Below are 18567 nucleotides of genomic sequence, written 5' to 3'. Positions count from 1 at the left end.
AATAGTGTAGAATCAGTGTTTTAGCAAGAGTGTTTTTATCAAATTATAGTAATCTAATACTGAATTGAGGAATTGAACATGGCGATTATTGACGTAATTAAGTATGATGGCTCACCTGATGTGTTTGCTTGGAAACATCCCGAGACTGAGTTGGGAACATGGACCCAGTTGATTGTGAATCAATCTCAACAAGCGATTCTTTTTAAGGATGGAAGAGCGCTTGACATGTTTGGACCAGGAAGGCATACGCTGAGTACTGCGAATATCCCGATCTTGAACCGACTCGTTAACCTTCCGTTTGGAGGAAAGTCACCTTTTGCAGCAGAAGTCTGGTATGTCAATCAGGTTAGCGCATTAGACGTTAAATGGGGAACAGCGAATCCGATTCAGATCCAGGATCCCAAGTATAATATTATAGTTCCCGTAAGAACATTTGGACAAATGGGAATTAAAATTTCGGATTCACGAAAGTTTTTGGTCAAGCTTGTGGGCACACTGCCTGAGTTTAACCAAGCTAATATGATTAATTACTTCCGCGGGCTAATTATCATGAATATTAACTCGATGTTGTCATCCTATCTAATACATAGAAAAGTTAGTGTTTTGGAGATCAATGCCTATATCGCCGAGATTTCAAGGCATTTCGCAGACACAATAGCTTCTACTTTCGAAGAGTTTGGTATTGAGCTGATCAACCTGTATATTCACAACGTCAATCTGCCCGAAGAAGATCCTTCCGTTATTCGATTAAGAGAAGCGTTGGCGCGCAAAGCTGAGATGGATATTATTGGGTACACATATCAGCAAGAACGTTCGTTTGATACGCTGGAAGGTGCAGCCAAAAATGAAGGAAGCATGCAGTCAGACATCATGGGCGCAGGACTTGGTATGGGTATGGGGGTTGGACTGGGTGGTTCTTTCAGTAGCGAGATGTCCCAGATGTCTAAAGTGATGTCGACTAAGGAGACGCCTGCGGTAAGCATATGTAAACAGTGTAATCATCCGAACCAGGAGAACAGCTCTTTTTGCAGCAAATGCGGCAATTCATTAGCCGAAAAATCCGCAGTAACAACAGATTGTAATAATTGTGGACATGCTTTGCCAAAGGGAACCAAATTCTGTCCTAACTGTGGTGACAAATACCATGCGTGTCCATCCTGTGGAGCGGATAATGCTGAGGACGCATTGGAATGTATTCAATGTCATCAACCGATGCCTAGCCCATGCCCGAACTGTAACCACATGAATTCCGGTCATACCAAATTCTGTGGCAACTGTGGCACAAGTTTAAGCTTGAAATGCAGTCGGTGCCAACATGAAGTAAAACCCGGCCAGAAGTTCTGTCTTGATTGCGGAAACAATCTGCAAGAAGGAGGACAGGCATAGTGATGGTAAAACGCAGCAATCTTCTGATTTTGGATGTCATCTATTTAATATGCATGCTCGTATCGACAATCGTTTCTTTTACTTTGTTTAATCATGCGCTACTATCGTTATCTTTTTGGATGAACCTCGTGGCTTCTTATGTAGCCATTACGGCTATTAGGATCTACGCACGGTTCATCATGCAGAATATGGATCGGTTTAAACGGTTTGTTCCAGGTTACACAGCGTTAGGTGTAGTGTTGGTTAGTTATTTGATTTGTGTGATGATCTATACGTTGTTGTCAGGTTCAGCAGATCATGCGCTTCGCTGGTTTGTATTGTTGCATACGGTAACGATTGCAATCGCAACTATTTTATGTGGAATCATTATGATCTACATTCACAGTGTGCGAAGTCATGAGGCGGATGAACATACTAAAATCGAAAATTTACATTTAATCGAAAAAGCGTTACAGCAATTGCTTCACACCATGATGCAACATCCCGTTCTAACTGTGGAAGAGGAGCGGCAAACCGTTCAATCATTAATTGAACTGGTGAAGTATAGTGACCCGATCACACCGGATTCCCTTGAGAAAAATGACCGCCAGATCTTGATGGACATTGAATTGATGAACAGTGAACTTGCAAATCAGTACGAAGCAGGGGAATTGGTAAATAGTGAACGTATTGCTTCGCAACTATCCCAATTAAGATACCGTTTAAAAGAGCGCAATCAACAGATCTTGATAAGTAAATCATAAATTGCAGGAGGAAACGCGGTGAAGAAATTTTTTGGCATTTTATTCATTATCCTTTCGTCCGTGACGATCCTGTTATCTTTAATATTAATATCCGAAGGAACAGAAACGGCCATTATCAGTACGATTATTCTTTTTATCCCTGGGGTTATCGTACTTGTTACGGGCATAAAAATGTGTGGTCGACCTAAATCTCAGTCTAAGACTGATCCATACCAGCATTACGATCATTACGACTCTAATGATAAGCAAGATCAGGAAGATCAGCATCGTGTGAGATATGACGAGGCCCCTCAAGAAACTGTAGCCGTGAATTGTTCAGGGTGTGGAGCCAAGGTAAGGGTATATCTTACCTCGTCTGCGGATTGTGAGTATTGCGGAACAACGATGAGGATCTCGTAAACTGCATAGGAGGAATGGTGTTGTTAAGGAAGTTATTTGGACTCTTTTTCATGTTATATGCCATTGCGATCCCGATCGCCATGTTTAATGCAAATAATTTCATAGGTACTAAAAATCTCATTGCTATGGCTGGAGTTATTATCGTTGAATTTTTATTTTTATATTGGGGTATTAAATTGCTTAGGAAAAAACGTGTTAAGAAAAAGCATGTCCCTGAACGAAAGTTTTATGGGGGAGATTATGGGGGTCATCTTGATCGCGAGAATGCGAATTCGCATACGTATTCAAGCTACAATAGCAACACTGTGAGTTACAGCAGTCATAATACAATTAACTATACAGAGATCAATTTTTCAGACAAGGAAAACACTGAAGTAAGGGTCGAAGAAAAAGTAGAAGAGCCACAAAGGCCAGTTTCAGTAAGTTGCCCGGGGTGCGGGGCGAAGGCAAAAGTGCTTCCCAAGCAATCAACGGACTGCGAGTATTGTGGAACAACGGTTGTAGCAACATAGGACGGTTCAGAAGGGTACGAGAAAGGATTAGGCCTGATTCCTATGGAGTCAGGCTTTTTTCTTTTCAATTTAGAATATAACAGACCTTCATATGGACTAATACGTCATATTATCCTGCGTGTACTACTCTCGTGTTGCATCAATAATGAAACGTTTCGAGTTAATATCTATCGTTGATCCATAATATATGTAGAATTTGTAAGCGTTTTATTTTCTTGTTTACGGAAATGGGAAATTTATGATAACATATACACGAAACGTTTCGAATTCATTTGAAGGGAGAACATCATGAAAAAAGTAAAACTATTCAGCTTCATTTTAACTTTTTGTCTGTTCGCTAATCTAGCTTTAACTCCGATGGCCTCAGCAGGTGAATCAAGCAATTTAATTGGATTTCGAGCAGAATTGAAAGCGATTGCATATAAAACCTATTCGTATTTTGAGGATTATACGGATCAGAACACTGGCTTGACTTACGATGAAGTTCGGCTCACTGAAAAAGGGACAGAAGAAGCTAAACGCACCTCGCCCACGAACATCGCCATGTATATGATGAGCACCGTTTCAGCGCAACAATTGGGTATCATTTCGAAGAAAGAAGCAGTACATCGCCTGCAAACGACTATCAATTCCCTCGAAAAGTTAGAAAAATGGAACGGCCTATTTTATAACTGGTATAACACAGATGACGGTACAGTGAAGAAAGATTGGGGACAATTTATATCCCAAGTCGATAATGGCTGGTTATCCGCTGGTTTAATTGTTGTGGGGCAAGCCTATGAAGAACTTCATGGGGCAACAAGCGAGTTGGTCGAAAATATGAATTATACTCCGTTATATGATCCTGAAGTCGGTCAATTCCGCGGAGGCTATGATGTGGCTAAAGGTGCACTGACGGATCACCATTATGGAATGTTTTACACGGAACCACGTGTAGGCAGCTATATTGCCATTGGGAAAGGTGATGTTCCCCAAGAGCATTGGTGGAAGATGTATCGCACATTACCTCAAGAATGGGATTGGCAAGCTCAGATTCCTCAAGGCAAATCCGTTAAGTACGATGGAGTGGATGTGTTTGAAGGAAGTTATGTATACAAGGATAAAAAGTTCGTGCCAAGTTGGGGAGGCAGTATGTTTGAAGCTCTTATGCCCGGTATGGTTATAAAGGAAAAAGACCTAGGTACTCAAGCTTTGGGATTGAACAACCAGCGTCATGTTGAATTGCAGATCGAATATGCCAAAGAAAAAGGGTATGCCGCATGGGGGTTTTCACCTTCTGCAACGCCAACAGGTTACAGTGAGTTTGCTGCAACGCCGTTGGGGACCTCAGGTTATAAAGATGGAGCAACGGTTACAGCACATGCAACATTCCTTGCCCTGGATTATGCCCCTGAAGCGGTTCAAAAGAATATTAAAGCTTTAAAGAAATTCAAAATGTTTGGCAAGTATGGGTTCTATGACTCAGTCAATGTTGAAACGGGAGAACTCGCAAAAGCTTATCTGGCACTGGATCAAGGAATGATTATGGTGTCGATCGCTAACTATCTTCAAGACGGCGTTATACGCGATTATTTTCACAGTGATGTGATAGGGCAGACGCCAGAAGAATTGTTGAAAAAAGAAGTGTTTTCTATTCAATGAACGGGAGGAAAACTTGCCATACCGATTGTTTGAACGGAACGAAGCAGAGTGTTTTCTGCTTCGTTCTATTTGCATTTGTCGAACCGTCTCTGGGTACAGCTCGAGATGTTTAGGCTGGGTGAAAGGAGTGGTTTCTCTCATGAATGATGCAATGACTTAGAGTTGTATTGGTCGTTATCAAGATCCTATAGAGAAGAATTTTTCTTCGTATTTAATACCTCAAATGCTTCTGTCAAAAAATCCATGGTATGCTTAGGGATCAACGACTCATAGGGTTTTACGTTTATATAAAGTTCTTCGTTCTTTTCTTCGTCATGGAGAATCAGTTGATTTAATTGGGTATTTGTAATGATATCCTTCAACTGTTGCTGTATGGAAGGATGATCTGGTTTAAGATCGTGTAGGGTAGCTCGATGGACAAGCAATACCAGATTGGATAATTGTTCATCCAAGTAAGTTTGCTTAGAGATATCCTCTGGGAACACCTTTTCAATAATATCCGCAGAAACATAATTTCGAAGTAGCTTTTTTTGGTCCTCCTCAACACGCATCGAGTTCATAAGTAGCATGAGCAATTCTGAGTTTAATTCATTGAATTGATCTTTTTCCTTTAACCGTTTTATTCGTTTAATTAATGCCAAAGAACAATCAATAGCTTTTCTCCTATGTTTAAGCGATTGTTCTTGAACTTTAATTATTTCATCAAAAGAATATTGCGGATTATCCAAACCGGCTTTAATCTCGTTTAATGAAAGTCCTAGATTTTGCAACAATTGAATTTCATGCAGCCTTTTAAAATCCTCATTTATATATACATGATGATCATTTTCGTTCTTTTGTGAGGGAACCAATATGCCAAGTTGTCGATAATGTCTTAACGTACGGACTGTTGTGCCCGCCAGCTTTGCAAATTTACTCACTGTTAATTGCATCTAACGTCCCTCTTTTCAAATAATCAGTTCTTGTATTTTCGTGCCAGAATAATTCCAATAGAAATATTATAAATGACATGGGCAAGGATTGGGGGAATTAACGACCCCGTAAAATAAAAGAGTAGAGCAAAAATCAAACCATTTACAAACACAACGATAAGGACACCCGTAGCTCCTCTATATTGAGGAACGTGTATTATCCAGAATAGAAAAGTGCTTATTAGAATGACGATCCAATCCACGAACAAAGAGTATCCAATAAATAATCCGATCAGGACCCCTCTAAAAAAGAATTCTTCAAATATACCACCTATCGCTGTTAAAGCTATACCACTTGGTTGGATCATTATTTTTTTAATCATATCTGACCCTTCGGTTTTAGGGAGTTCTGTTCTTGTTCTGATAAATGTAATTAGGACAATCGTAGTAATAAAAAGACTGGCAATAAGACCAATGATGATTACGGATAATAAACTAATCTTGTTCGGTATGAATAAGGAAGCTATAAATGGCAACATTTCTCCCCACTTAAATAAACCAATAAAAATAAATCCAATAAATAGAAAGGCTGATTGCGTTAGTAATGCGATCAACAGTATTTTGTAATGTTCCTTTGCATAGGTCTCAGACATAATGAAAACTCCTTTATCACATTTTTTTCATTGTAGATTGTGACGTAACGTCCTCCGCAACAGCTTTTTTTATCAAAGTATGATCAGATACTCATAACAAACGTTTGAATTCTTGCTGGGTGATCACAATATGTTTCTTTTGCAACGAGGAGGAGGTTCGTAACTCACATATTTACAGCCTTGCTCCATCTGCAACCATCCACATCAGGGCTAAACGAAAAGTACCGCAGTAGCGCGGTTTTACACACCCTATCGTGACAATGCAGAACCTACATATTTACCGTGTCATCTTCGTTTCTCTATACTTCGGATTGTAAGCGTTACCAAAATAGAGTCAGCAAGAATGCAAAGCAGTAACATAACCGTAGGTAATGAAAGACATAGAAAGGAGTGAGAGAGTGAAGGAGAGTCACATAGTAGTATCCGTAAATCCTTCATTGAAGAAGAACTCCCTTGGCAAGAGAATTTGGAAAAACTGGGAGCTTTATCTGTTCATGCTTCCCGCTTTGTTGTATTTCCTTATTTTTCATTATGGCCCGATGTACGGCATTCAGATTGCTTTTAAGAATTTCGTACCTTCAAAAGGAATTACAGGCAGCGAATGGGTTGGTTTTGACCATTTTGAACGGTTTTTCAATTCTTATTTTTTCTGGGATCTGCTCTGGAACACATTCAGTATCAGCTTCTATGAACTTGTCATCGGATTTCCGTTGCCTATCATATTGGCGCTGGCCTTCAATGAAGTCCGCAACGGTCCGTTCAAGAAATCGGTCCAGACGGTCACCTATGCACCCCATTTCATTTCTGTAGTTGTCATGGCAGGTATGATCATTACCTTTTTATCACCCTCAAGCGGAATGATTGTCCGGTTCATCGAATTCATTGGTCTTGAACCAGCACAGTTTCTGACTGATCCCGCATGGTTTAAGACGGTATATGTATTCTCCGGCGTCTGGCAGAGCACCGGGTGGGGAACCATTATTTATCTCGCAGCCCTGTCAGGCGTAGATCCCCAGCTTCATGAAGCAGCCATTATGGATGGAGCAAGCCGAATGAAACGGGTGCTACATATCAATCTGCCGACGATATTACCCACGATTACGATCATGCTGATCTTGAATATGGGTAATATACTGGGTCTTGGTTTCGAGAAGATTCTGCTGCTGCAGAATTCACTCAATATGGAAGCTTCCGATGTAATTTCCACCTATGTATATCGCGCCGGATTGGTGAACGCTCAGTATAGCTTCTCAACGGCTGTCGGATTGTTCAATTCGGTTGTCAACGTTATTTTGCTTGTTACGGTCAACCAGATCGCCAAACGCACCAGTGAGAACAGCCTCTGGTAGAAAGGAGTTGAAGTCTTTGGTTACTGCGATGAAAGAATCTCGGGGGGACAAGCTTTTTCTGATCAGCACTTATATTTATCTGGGTCTGGCAATGTTGGTTGTTCTCTATCCGCTCATCTATATTCTCAGCGCTTCAATCAGTTCGCCGCAGGACGTCAATTCGGGAGCGATGTGGTTGTTTCCGAAAAATGTAACACTGGACGGATACAAGCTTGTGTTTGAGAACCCAAAGATATGGAGTGGTTACTGGAACACCATTATCTACACAGTGGTGGGCACTCTGCTCAATCTCGCCGTCACTCTTCCGGCCTCGTATGCGCTCAGCAGATCTGATTTTGTCGGGCGCCAATTGTTCATGGGCCTCATTCTGTTCACGATGTTCTTCAGCGGCGGAATCGTGCCGACGTATCTGCTGGTCAAGAATCTTGGACTCATGAACAGCATGTGGGCATTGGTCCTGCCAGTGGCCGCTTCGGTCTGGAATATCGTCGTAGCCCGTACCTTTTTCCAGACGACCATTCCGAAAGAACTTCAGGAAGCAGCGCATATTGACGGCTGTACGAATCTAAAGCTGTTCATTCGCATTGTTCTACCGCTGTCAGCACCGATTGTAGCCGTTATGGCCTTGTTCTATGGGGTTAGCCACTGGAACAGCTACTTCCCGTCTCTGATCTATCTAAATGATGAAGCGAAGTATCCGCTGCAGATGGTTCTGCGTCAGATCCTTGTTCTTCAGGAAATGACAGCGGAAACGACGGGCTCTTCCATCAACGGCGAGGTGGCGACCGCCATGAATAATAAGGCAGAAACGGCATCCCTGATCAAATATGGAGTCATTGTTGTCTCCACACTGCCCATCGTGGCAATTTATCCGTTCCTGCAGCGTTACTTTGTCCAAGGGGTCATGATAGGCTCTGTTAAAGGTTAAACAGCTAAAATGTGATGAAATCAAGGGAGGAATTATAAATGCCAACCACACGTAGGTCATGGAAGCTTCTGTTATCTTCGGCTTTAGTTATTACATTACTGGCAGGCTGCAGCAGTACAAACGAAGGTGAAGCGAACAACAATCTCGGAAAAGTCGCTGTGAACAATGAAGGTTTCCCGATTGTTAATGAACCCGTTACTTTGTCGCTTATGGCACCAGATGTAGGGATTCAGAACTGGGAGAACATGGCTGTGCTTCAGCAGATGCAAGAGAAGACCGGTATTAAGCTGGAATACAAGAACGCACCGAAGGATAGCTTCGAAACGAAGAAAAATCTGGTGCTCGCCAGTGGAGATTACCCGGATATCCTCTATGCTGCCGGTTTGACAACTGCAGAGCAGATGAATTACGGAGAGCAGGGTATCCTCATTCCACTGGAGGATCTGATTGAAGAGTATGCTCCGAATTTCAAGGCGCTGTTGGAGGAGAATCCGGATGTCCGCAAATCGATAACTGCACCGGACGGGCATATCTATTCCTTGCCAGTAGTAGAACTTAGCCAGCACTGGTACCGCAATCCGATGTGGTATAACGGAGACTTCCTCAAGGCGCTGAATATCGATAAACTCCCCGAAACGACAGAGGAGCTGTATACCTATCTGAAACGTGTGAAAGAGGAAGATCCCAACGGTAATGGCATAGCTGATGAAATTCCGATCTCCTCGGTGACTACACCCGCTGCGAACCTCCGCGATATCCGTACATGGCTGCTGGGTGCCTTCGGCATTTATGAAGAAGAAATTTACGTGGACGATGCGGACAAGGTGCATTACACACCACTTGAAGAAGGCTACAAGGAATATTTGACCTATATGAACCGACTGTGGTCTGAAGACCTGCTGGATCATGAGAGCTTCTCACAAACAGCGGAGCAAAAAAAGGCCAAAGCACAGAACAATCAAATCGCCCTCTTTTCGGACTGGCATGCCTACATGAGCAAAGGTGGAGAGCCTTCGACGGCAGATCCCATGTTTGCACCTGTCCACAGTGAATCAGTTGCTGCCCCAGCGATTGCAAAGAACAGGGGGATTACAAGCGGTGCCTTTGCTATTACGCAGAGTAATCCTGCGCCGGAAGCCTCTATGCGCTGGGTGGATTATCTCTATTCTTATGAAGGTGCCATGTTCTTTAATAAAGGTCCAGAGGGCACTCTCTGGGAGTACACAGACAAAGAGAATCGGGTCAAACGTTACTTGCCAGTACCGGACGGTAAGGAAATGGAAGATTATCGGGCAACTCTGACACCTAACTACGGCATTCCCGCTCCAACCCTGTCCATGGATGATATTAATAAGGGGCTGAAGACAGACTTTGACCTATGGGTCGAAGAGGAGACCAAGCAGAAGCTTCTCGATAAAGGCGCACGGATTCCGTTTCCGACCCTGTTCCTTACCGTGGAAGAGCAGACCGAAATCAGTGGCCTGAATTCTGATTTGAAGACATATGTGAATCAGATGGAGGCGAAATTCATCACTGGAGCGGAGCCTCTTACGGGCTGGGACAATTATGTGGCGACAGTCAAGAAAATGGGCGGAGAGCGTATGGTTGAAATCAATCAGGCTGCCTATGATCGTTGGAAATCCAACTAATCAGGTCCATGCGAAAACGCGTCCCTGAACATTCATGCAGATGCAGGAGGAATAGACATGCAAATTACGAGGCATCCGAATAATCCCATTGTTGTGCCGGGCGATTATGAATGGCGTAAGGTTACGGTTTTCAACCCGGCGGTTATCATCGATAACGGCAAATTTTATATGATTGAGCGTACAGCGGGTTCCCTAACTCCATGCAAAAATTATTTGAGTCTGCTAGAGAGTGAAGACGGGGTGAACTTTACGCACGTGAAGGATGAGCCCATTGTGACGCCAGACATGCTGGGATTCCCTTATGGTAGTGTGCAGGATCCGCGGATTGTCAAAATCGACGGAACCTTCTATCTAAACTACGCTCTTCGTCCCTGTGCCATGAGTTATTACCCTACCGGGGCAGGTGTCCCCCTTCGCTCTATTCCGGAATATCCGGACGGGTGGGGGGACGAGGCGGGACATTGGCTAACCCGGTCCTCCATATTGAAATCAGGTAATCTGCTGGATTGGGAGTATGTGGCGGACACGACACCTCTTGATATTAATGACCGGGACAACATTCTGTTCCCTGAGAAAATAGGTGGCAAATTCGTACTGTTGCGCCGCCCTGAGGAATATGTAGGAGAAGCCTACGGTACGGATAAGGCGGCCATGTGGATTACCTACTCCGAGGATCTCGTGAACTGGGAAGAGCCCAAGCTGCTTGCTACCGCCCAGAACTTCTCCTGGGAATCAAGGAAGATTGGCGGCTCAACGCCTCCGATTCGTACGGACAAGGGCTGGCTGGTGCTCTATCATGGCGTCGATGAGGACATTGTCTACCGTGTGGGAGCCATGCTGCTGGATTTGGAGCAACCGGAGAAAATCATTGCCCGAACGCATCATTTTATTATGGAGCCAGAGATGTATTATGAGAAATTTGGGTTCCAGATCCCAAATGTCATCTTTCCGACTGGAAATGTGGTCAAAGATGGACTGCTCTATATCTATTATGGGGTAACAGATACGGCGATTGCTCTTGCAACAGTTCCGCTGGACGAACTGGTAGAGCACATCCTCCAGGAAGGCAGTAGCTAAGCAAAATAAACCTTAGATGAAGCGTATCTTTTAATATAAAAATGTAGTGCAGAAAAGGCGGAACCTTCACTAACTTAAACAGGTCCTTTAATAGTGGCTGCTCTCAGGGCATGTTCCTTGCGATACTGACCTGGTGTCAAACCGATTTCTTTTTTGAACTTGCGGATGAAATTTGGCGCATCCATGTAACCGACCTGTTCGATAATTTCTTTGAGGGGTGCGCTAGTGTTCTCCAGGAGCCGCATGACTTCATCTACACGCCGCTGCCAGATATATTGTGAGAAATTGCGGCCGGTCTTCTCTTTGAAGCTCCGGCTTAAATATGAAGTTGAAATGGCAAACTTAAGTGCCACATGCTCTAGGCTGAGTGTGTAGTCTGCAAACTGTTGATCCACGTAAACCAGAATATCATCCATTAATGTTGACTCGCTTGTCTTCGTATTCAGCTCCACCTGCGCGCAAATGTCAGCAGCCAGACAGAGCAAACGACTCTCCAGCTCTTCGAGTGTTTCAAAGGCAGTCAATTCTGACATATTGGCGAACACCTCGTTCATACCAAGCTCGGAGGCGGTGCGTAGAAAAGCGTTTAGCAGATCGAAACAGATGCAGCGCAGCAGGTGAACCTGTAATGGCTCATTTTTGATCATATGAATGGTTTCGGTAATCAGTTGCACGGTTACTGATTCGTTGCCCTGCTTAAGGCTCTGCTCCAGTTTCAGCATGGATTTGCGTGGAATCCAGAAGCTCTCGGAAGCAGAAGGGTTCAGCTCTGCAAGCTGTTCGAAATAAGTTACCTGACCGCTGTGTTGGATGATCCGGTGCTCCAGAGCTGTAGCAGCTTCAATGAAGGATTGGTTAAGACGGGCCAAGTCCCTGTATGCCGTGCCGACACCGATACTCAGAGATAGCTGCGAATGCTCGCGGATTACCAATTGAATGGCTTCAATTACCTCTTCCAATTGGTTTTGAATCGGCTTCTCCATATCACCGGGAAGTGAAATTATTAGAGCAAACTGCTCTTTGACCGAGAATTCAACGCCGAAGATCTGAGCACCGGTGCCTGGTAGACATACATTGCTAAGTATATCCTGCAACAGAAGGCGTTCCTGCCAGCACTTGTCGCCAAGCAAAGTATCATCCCAAGACAATATAGCCGAGAAATAGTGGCCTTGTCCCTGAGGATGCCGGAATCCGGCGTTCAGAATCATTTGTTCGATCTCAGGATCATCCGGCTTGCCGTGCTTGAGTAACAGCAGCATGCACTGATTACGGACGAAGGGCTCCTGAAAATCAATTTTCGCACTGTAATTGTGTAGGGTCTGTCGTATCCATTCCCATTCATTGTGGAGCTTGGAAGCATCATCGCCGTTGCCTCTCATCTTGTCCATCAAATCTCTGATTGGATGGTACTGCCGTTTGGCTAGCAACAGCGCAGCAGCTATACCGGTAATGACAGTAATGCAGAAGACGATCAGGATCAGAGTCTGGACATGGGCGACACGGCTGAAGAATTGGAAGCTTGGCATGGTGGTTACATAGGTCCAGCCATTTTCTTCCGATTGAACAGAAACAACGGAGTATTGTTCTCCGTCCATCTTCAAATTATGGATACCAGGCGCAAGTGTAGCTAAGTTCTCAATTTCGTTCTGTGGAAGGCTGATGCCATGGCTGTTCGCGGTCAACACCTGTCCGGAGGGACTGAATATATAGCTGCTTCCTGAAAAATCACTCAAAATCGAATCCATGACCCCGGTAAGGTTGGATTCTTTCATTAAATATACAACGGTCCCATATGGAAAGGGGTCATTCGGTTTAACAGGCACAAGCATGACGAGCATCGGCTCCATTCGGGAATTAACCTTCACGTTCTCAGCGGGACGGACCAGCGGCTGTCTAGTTTCATTTAACTCCTGCCGCAATTCTTGCAGATTCCAATGTTCGAACTGATAGAGGCTAGCAAAGGTGACATCAAGATTAGCCAAACCGCGGTGCGAATAGATGTGGGAATCATTATGGAAATAGAGAAGCAGATCCTCTGCAATGCTGCTGCTAGCTTTGTAATTGGCCAGCGCTTGAATCGCCTCCAAGCTGTAATAGGGGTGCTTTACCATATAAGGGGTCAGGTGTTTGTCATAGGCGATTCTCCCCGCTATTTCCTGAAGTTCATTCATCCGGTTATCTATAGTGCTCTTCACCTGGTTAAGTTGATTGACATTTGATTGTTCAATCTCAACACGCAATCCCTTGACAGCGTTTTCATACACAAAAATAGTTACACCTGTCAGAGGGATAAGAAATATGAGAATGTAAGAAAAGGCATATTTCAGCAGAAGCCTTGATTTGAAATGATTCCAGCTGAGCCTGAATCTGTCGAGCAAGGATGGCTTGAATGCGGAATTTGCCATGAAGCAGTCCCTCCAGTGTTAAAATATTCGGATTTTGAATTGAAAATCGCTGTTCTCTTCTGGATTACACTTGTGCTAGTATAAACATTATAACATTATAATCTTTGAAGTGAAGTAGCTCATCAGGCTTATTTTAACGATTTGGAAATACAGATCTCATGTCATGAATCATTTTTTTGGAATTTGCCTGTATACCGTGGTTGAAAAAGGAGATGGGATGAGTGGGCACAGAGAATGTGCTGCGCAATTTGCAGCTTGTTGACGGGCGGATCGTGGATATCACCATTCAGGACGGGATCATCACCGCCATAACACCGCCAGGCCAAGCTGAAGGAGAAAATGTGTTGGATTGTTCAGGGTTATATGCGTCCAGTGGGTGGATTGATCTGCATGTGCATGCCGTCCAGGACCTTGACCCCTATGGCGATAATATCGACGAAATTGGTGTGAAGCAGGGGGTAACAACGCTTGTAGATGCCGGAAGCTGCGGTGCAGACCGAATAGGAGCTTTTTATACCGCAAGACTACAGGCTGCTACACAAGTATTTGCTTTGTTGAATATTTCAAGGATCGGACTTGAACGGACGGATGAACTGTCACAGCTGGAATGGATTGACCGGGCCAAGGTCTTGAAGGCGGTAGCGGCTTATCCTGATTTCATTGTTGGTCTGAAAGCCCGCATCAGCGAAAGTGTCGTCAAAGACAGCGGGATACAACCCCTCAAGCTCGCACGCACACTCTCGGAAGAAACGAAACTTCCGCTCATGGTTCACATCGGTTCTGCTCCGCCCGCGATCTCGGATGTGCTGGAGTTATTACAGTCTGGCGATGTAATCACCCATTACCTTAACGGCAAGTCCAACAATCTGTTTCATCCGGACGGCACACCGCTGCAAGAATTACTGGACGCGGCTGCTCGGGGAGTTCATCTGGATGTGGGACATGGTACAGCGAGCTTCTCCTTCCGAATTGCAGAACAGGCCAAGGCTGCAGGCATTGCGCTGAATACAATCAGTACGGACATTTACCGAGGCAACCGTATGAATGGTCCGGTATACAGTATGTCGAATGTACTGACGAAATTTCTGTACCTCGGTTACAGTCTGGAAGAGGTCATTCGCGCGGTTACAAGAAGTCCAGCGGAGTGGCTCGGTAAGCCGGAGCTCGGGAAGATCAGGGTTGGACAGAAGGCAAACCTGACTTTGTTTTCCCTGGAAGCAGGCGAAAAGCAGCTTGAGGACTCGGAAGGAGATGTCCGGGTCACACAACACTATATTGAGGTTAAAGGAGTGTTTGCTAATGGGTCACTCACTACAGGCTAAATATGGATTGAAGCGTGTTATTAATGCCAGTGGAAGAATGAGCATCCTTGGCGTTTCTGCACCAACGGATTCAGTCATGGATGCGATGAAACAGGGCGGACAGCGGTACGTGGAAATGGCTGATCTTGTGAACAAATCCGGAGAATATATTACACAGTTTCTTGGTTCGGAAAGCGCAGTTGTGGTGAACTCTGCATCCAGTGGTATTGCGCTTTCGGTAGCGGCCATTGTGACCGCCGGAAATCCGCGTATCAGCCTTCGTTTGCATCAGGAGCCGGTATTGAAAAATGAAATTATTATGCTAAAGGGCCATAATGTGCAATATGGAGCGCCAGTAGAAACCATGGTATTCCTTGGAGGTGGCCGGGTAGTGGAAGTTGGATATGCGAATGAAGGCCGCAAGGAGCATATCGATCAGGCGATCGGTGAAAACACGGCAGCCATTCTTTATGTTAAATCTCATCACACTGTGCAGAAAAACATGATTTCAGTGGAAGAGGCCTGGGAGGTGGCACAGCGCAGAGGGGTGCCGCTGATTGTGGATGCGGCAGCGGAAGAGGATCTGCGCAGATATGTCCAATTTTCGGATCTGGCCATTTATAGTGGGTCAAAAGCTATTGAAGGCCCTACTTCCGGTATTGTCGCCGGCAAAAAGAAATATGTGGAGTGGTTAAAGGTACAACTTCACGGGATCGGCCGCAGTATGAAGGTTGGCAAAGAGACCATCTTTGGGTTACTTCAAGCTTTGGAGGAATACCAGGACAAAGCGGACCATAGTGAACGAGAGAAGCAGAAGCTGGAGGCTCTTCAGCCACTTGGTGAACTTCCTGGTGTTTCGGTCCGCATTGTGCAGGATGAAGCCGGCAGATCGATTTTCCGAGGGCGTGTTCAGATTGATTCCTCTCTTGCTGGGGTGGATGCAAAGAAAGTGAATGACCAGCTGCGTGAAGGTGTTATTGCGGTATATACCCGAGACTATGGCGTCAAGCAGGGTTATTTCGATATTGATCCAAGGTCGCTGCAAGGGGATGATTTGCAGGTCATCGTCAGCAGAATACATGAAATCGTGGGAGGCAAACCAGAATGAGTCATATTCAGCAGTGTCTGTATAAGAATAGAGCCGCAATAAATGTACTGGCAGGAAGTATCGGGAACGCTAGAGATGTGTACGAGGCTGCGGAAGGTTATGTACTTGTTGGTGTGCTCTCCAAAAACTATGCTACGTCGGAGGAAGCTGTAGTGGCCATGACTGAATATGGTCAAGCGATTCAAGATGCAGTATCCATCGGACTTGGAGCTGGAGACAGTCGTCAGGCTGCAGTTGTGGCGGAGATTGCCGCGAGCTATCCGGGAAGCCATATCAATCAGGTATTCCCGGCAGTGGGGGCAACCCGTGCCAATCTGGGACCTAAAGATAGTTGGATTAACTGCCTGGTATCTCCGTGCGGGCAACCAGGCTATGTGAATATATCGACTGGCCCCGTTAGTTCAGTAACCACTCCACAGGCCATTGTTCCGGTTCATGCCGCCATTGCACTGGTTCGTGACATGGGAGGGAACGCGCTCAAATATTATCCGATGCAGGGATTGAAGCTGGAGGAGGAGTACCGTGCGGTTGCCAAGGCATGTGGGGAAGCGAGTTTTGCTCTGGAGCCCACAGGCGGAATTGATCTGGACAACTTTGAACCCATTCTAGAGATTGCACTACAGGCGGGTGTACCTCAAGTTATACCACATGTGTATTCTTCAATTATTGAGTCACAGAACGGGAATACCAACGTACAGGATGTCCGCAGATTGCTCGAGATAATGAAATCGCTGGTGGACCAGTATGCATAGGGTTGCTGCTTTTGGCGAAGTGATGATGCGGCTGCAGGTTCCGGGATACGAAACGCTGGTCCAGAGCAGCAGGCTGGAGTATTCTTTTTCCGGCAGCGGGGTGAATGTAACGGCAGCACTAGCCAGATACGGCCATAACGGTGCTCTTATTACGACTTTGCCGGAAACTCCGGTGGGCGAAGCGGCTATCGCTTATCTGCGCAAGCTTGGGGTGGATACCTCTCTTATTAGACAGGGCGGTAAACACCTTGGGATGTATTTTCTGGAGAATGGCTTTGGAGCCCGCCCAGGCAGAGTCACTTACACAGACCGGCTGGGCAGCAGTTTCAATACTGCGGGTGCGGCCAATTATGATATGAGAGATCTTGCGTCCCGGATCGACGTGCTTCATTTATGTGGCATTACGCTGGCTATGAATGATGGCGTGCGCAAGCAGATGAAACAGCTTGCGGAGGAAGTGAAGAATGCTGGAGGCAAGGTTGTCTTTGATTGTAATTACCGTCCTGCGTTATGGGGGCCGGATGGCTATGTCAAGGCCCGCCCGCATTATGAAGAAATGCTGGGGCTGGCAGATCTGGTGCTGATGAATGAGATGGATGCGAAGGGCATTCTTGGCATCGGTACCGAAGAATATGATAGAATGACACGGATGAAGCAAGCGATTCCTGAAGTTGCACAGCGCTTCGGAATCGGAACGGTAGCAGGAACCCACCGTGAGATCAATGCGGACCATACGCATTCCTTGACAGGATATATCTATCATCAAGGTACGTTCGTATTTTCCCGCAAGCTGACGTTCCCGGTATACGACCGGATTGGTGCTGGCGATGTGTTTGCCAGCGCCATCATCCATGGGGAATTGCAACGATATCCACAGGAACATACGGTTAATATGGCGGTGGCGGCAGCGATGCTGGCCCATACCACACAAGGTGATACAGCGCTTTTTACCGAGAATGAAGTACTCCGAGCGCTGTCGGACCGTACCTCAGATGTTGAAAGGTAGTGAACAGTGAGTGTCCCTAAAGCGCAAGCAAGGTCCTTTATATCAGCAAATCCAAAAAATTCTCAAAGATCGGATTCTACATGGCGTATATCCTCTCGGAAGCATCATTCCCTCCGAACCACAGCTGGAGAAGGAATTCGGGGTCAGTAAAATGACAGTCCGCGGTGCGGTCCAAGAGCTGTCCCAGGAAGGCTATGTGCAGAAGAAAAGCGGTGTTGGAACAATTGTAATGCGCAATACCTCTCATCAGAAGCTCTCAAAGGGCAAACGGTTTACGGAACTGCTCGTAGAAGAGGGTCATAAGCTGGAAAAGAAAGTTCTGAATTCCCGGTTACTGACCAATGATACTGGTACGGAGGAGTATGATCTCTACGGGCCATATTGTCAGCGGATTGAAAGACTCTACATTCTTAACGGACAACCTTATATTCATCTGATACACTTCTTGGCAGCAGCTGCATTGCCCGGCGGAGGCAAGGAGGAAATCAATGGAGACATCCAATCGCTCTATGAATCACTGGAGGAGAACGACATTTTGCTGGAGAACTTCAAAGACCGTTTCTTTGTAGAGCCAGCAACTCCTGAAGTATGCCAACTACTGAAGATCTCCCTGGGAACGCATGTGCTAAAGCGCCTTCGTAACTCCTTCGACGGAGAAGGCAGATTAATTGAGCACAGTATCGGGTGTTATAACACGGAACTTCATCATTATCTGGTTAGTTATGACACTTGAGGCCGGCGGACATA

The 18567-nt window shown here is 45.3% G+C and carries 17 protein-coding genes; 14 read left to right on the top strand and 3 right to left on the bottom strand.

Going from position 1 to position 18567, the window contains the following annotated elements; translation table 11 throughout:
- Window positions 1-78: 78 nt before the first annotated feature.
- From MKZ12_RS18285 to MKZ12_RS18265, 5 genes are all read left to right on the top strand, one after another.
- A complete protein-coding gene (locus MKZ12_RS18285; protein WP_339256014.1) occupies window positions 79-1386 on the top strand; it encodes an SPFH domain-containing protein in 1308 nt (435 codons plus the stop codon).
- The gene (locus tag MKZ12_RS18280) at window positions 1386-2129 is read left to right on the top strand and encodes a hypothetical protein (RefSeq protein ID WP_339256012.1); all 744 of its coding nucleotides are present in this window, start codon (window positions 1386-1388) and stop codon (window positions 2127-2129) included. The genes MKZ12_RS18285 and MKZ12_RS18280 overlap by 1 nt, the downstream gene beginning before the upstream one ends.
- An 18-nt stretch (window positions 2130-2147) precedes the next feature.
- The gene (locus MKZ12_RS18275) at window positions 2148-2528 is read left to right on the top strand and encodes a hypothetical protein (RefSeq protein ID WP_339256010.1); all 381 of its coding nucleotides are present in this window, start codon (window positions 2148-2150) and stop codon (window positions 2526-2528) included.
- A gap of 20 nt (window positions 2529-2548) precedes the next feature.
- On the top strand, window positions 2549-3040 hold the full coding sequence (locus MKZ12_RS18270) for a hypothetical protein (protein WP_339256008.1): 492 nt from the start codon (window positions 2549-2551) through the stop codon (window positions 3038-3040).
- 288 nt (window positions 3041-3328) lie between these two features.
- Window positions 3329-4681 carry a glucoamylase family protein gene (locus MKZ12_RS18265; protein WP_339256006.1) on the top strand — a complete coding sequence of 451 codons (1353 nt, stop codon included), beginning with the start codon at window positions 3329-3331 and terminating at the stop codon, window positions 4679-4681.
- A 185-nt stretch (window positions 4682-4866) separates the two neighbouring features.
- Here the strand turns inward: MKZ12_RS18265 and MKZ12_RS18260 are convergent, their stop codons facing one another.
- Both MKZ12_RS18260 and MKZ12_RS18255 read right to left on the bottom strand, forming a co-directional pair.
- Window positions 4867-5613, bottom strand: coding sequence for a MerR family transcriptional regulator (locus MKZ12_RS18260; protein ID WP_339256005.1), 747 nt, complete (start codon window positions 5611-5613; stop codon window positions 4867-4869).
- A gap of 23 nt (window positions 5614-5636) precedes the next feature.
- A complete protein-coding gene (locus MKZ12_RS18255; RefSeq protein WP_339256004.1) occupies window positions 5637-6245 on the bottom strand; it encodes a type II CAAX endopeptidase family protein in 609 nt (202 codons plus the stop codon).
- A 371-nt stretch (window positions 6246-6616) separates the two neighbouring features.
- Here MKZ12_RS18255 and MKZ12_RS18250 point away from each other — a divergent pair, with 371 nt between their 5' ends.
- From MKZ12_RS18250 to MKZ12_RS18235, 4 genes are read left to right on the top strand one after another with little or no spacing between them, the layout of a single operon-like run.
- A complete protein-coding gene (locus MKZ12_RS18250) occupies window positions 6617-7594 on the top strand; it encodes an ABC transporter permease subunit (protein ID WP_339256002.1) in 978 nt (325 codons plus the stop codon).
- Between the two features lie 16 nt (window positions 7595-7610).
- Entirely contained in the window at window positions 7611-8522 is a 912-nt protein-coding gene (locus MKZ12_RS18245) for a carbohydrate ABC transporter permease (RefSeq protein ID WP_091017811.1), read from the top strand.
- Window positions 8523-8560: 38 nt separating this feature from the next.
- On the top strand, window positions 8561-10171 hold the full coding sequence (locus MKZ12_RS18240) for an extracellular solute-binding protein (RefSeq protein WP_339256001.1): 1611 nt from the start codon (window positions 8561-8563) through the stop codon (window positions 10169-10171).
- Between the two features lie 57 nt (window positions 10172-10228).
- A complete protein-coding gene (locus tag MKZ12_RS18235) occupies window positions 10229-11248 on the top strand; it encodes a glycosidase (RefSeq protein ID WP_339256000.1) in 1020 nt (339 codons plus the stop codon).
- Between the two features lie 74 nt (window positions 11249-11322).
- On the opposite strand, the gene MKZ12_RS18230 is transcribed toward MKZ12_RS18235, so the two are convergent.
- Window positions 11323-13653, bottom strand: coding sequence for a helix-turn-helix domain-containing protein (locus MKZ12_RS18230; protein WP_339255999.1), 2331 nt, complete (start codon window positions 13651-13653; stop codon window positions 11323-11325).
- Between the two features lie 221 nt (window positions 13654-13874).
- Here MKZ12_RS18230 and MKZ12_RS18225 point away from each other — a divergent pair, with 221 nt between their 5' ends.
- From MKZ12_RS18225 to MKZ12_RS18205, 5 genes are read left to right on the top strand one after another with little or no spacing between them, the layout of a single operon-like run.
- Entirely contained in the window at window positions 13875-14975 is a 1101-nt protein-coding gene (locus MKZ12_RS18225; protein ID WP_339255998.1) for an amidohydrolase/deacetylase family metallohydrolase, read from the top strand.
- A complete protein-coding gene (locus MKZ12_RS18220; RefSeq protein ID WP_339255996.1) occupies window positions 14953-16062 on the top strand; it encodes a DgaE family pyridoxal phosphate-dependent ammonia lyase in 1110 nt (369 codons plus the stop codon). The genes MKZ12_RS18225 and MKZ12_RS18220 overlap by 23 nt, the downstream gene beginning before the upstream one ends.
- On the top strand, window positions 16059-16814 hold the full coding sequence (locus MKZ12_RS18215) for a KDGP aldolase (protein WP_339255993.1): 756 nt from the start codon (window positions 16059-16061) through the stop codon (window positions 16812-16814). The genes MKZ12_RS18220 and MKZ12_RS18215 overlap by 4 nt, the downstream gene beginning before the upstream one ends.
- Window positions 16807-17820 carry a sugar kinase gene (locus tag MKZ12_RS18210; protein ID WP_339234871.1) on the top strand — a complete coding sequence of 338 codons (1014 nt, stop codon included), beginning with the start codon at window positions 16807-16809 and terminating at the stop codon, window positions 17818-17820. Before MKZ12_RS18215 ends, MKZ12_RS18210 begins: the two co-directional genes overlap by 8 nt.
- A 10-nt stretch (window positions 17821-17830) precedes the next feature.
- Window positions 17831-18553 carry a GntR family transcriptional regulator gene (locus MKZ12_RS18205; RefSeq protein ID WP_339234869.1) on the top strand — a complete coding sequence of 241 codons (723 nt, stop codon included), beginning with the start codon at window positions 17831-17833 and terminating at the stop codon, window positions 18551-18553.
- Window positions 18554-18567 lie beyond the last annotated feature (14 nt).

The organism is Paenibacillus sp. FSL R5-0713 (assembly GCF_037973325.1).
In the GTDB taxonomy this organism is placed as follows: Bacteria; Bacillota; Bacilli; order Paenibacillales; family Paenibacillaceae; genus Paenibacillus.
The sequence above is the reverse complement of the archived record's forward strand: the minus strand, read 5'-3'. Positions and strand labels throughout refer to the sequence as shown.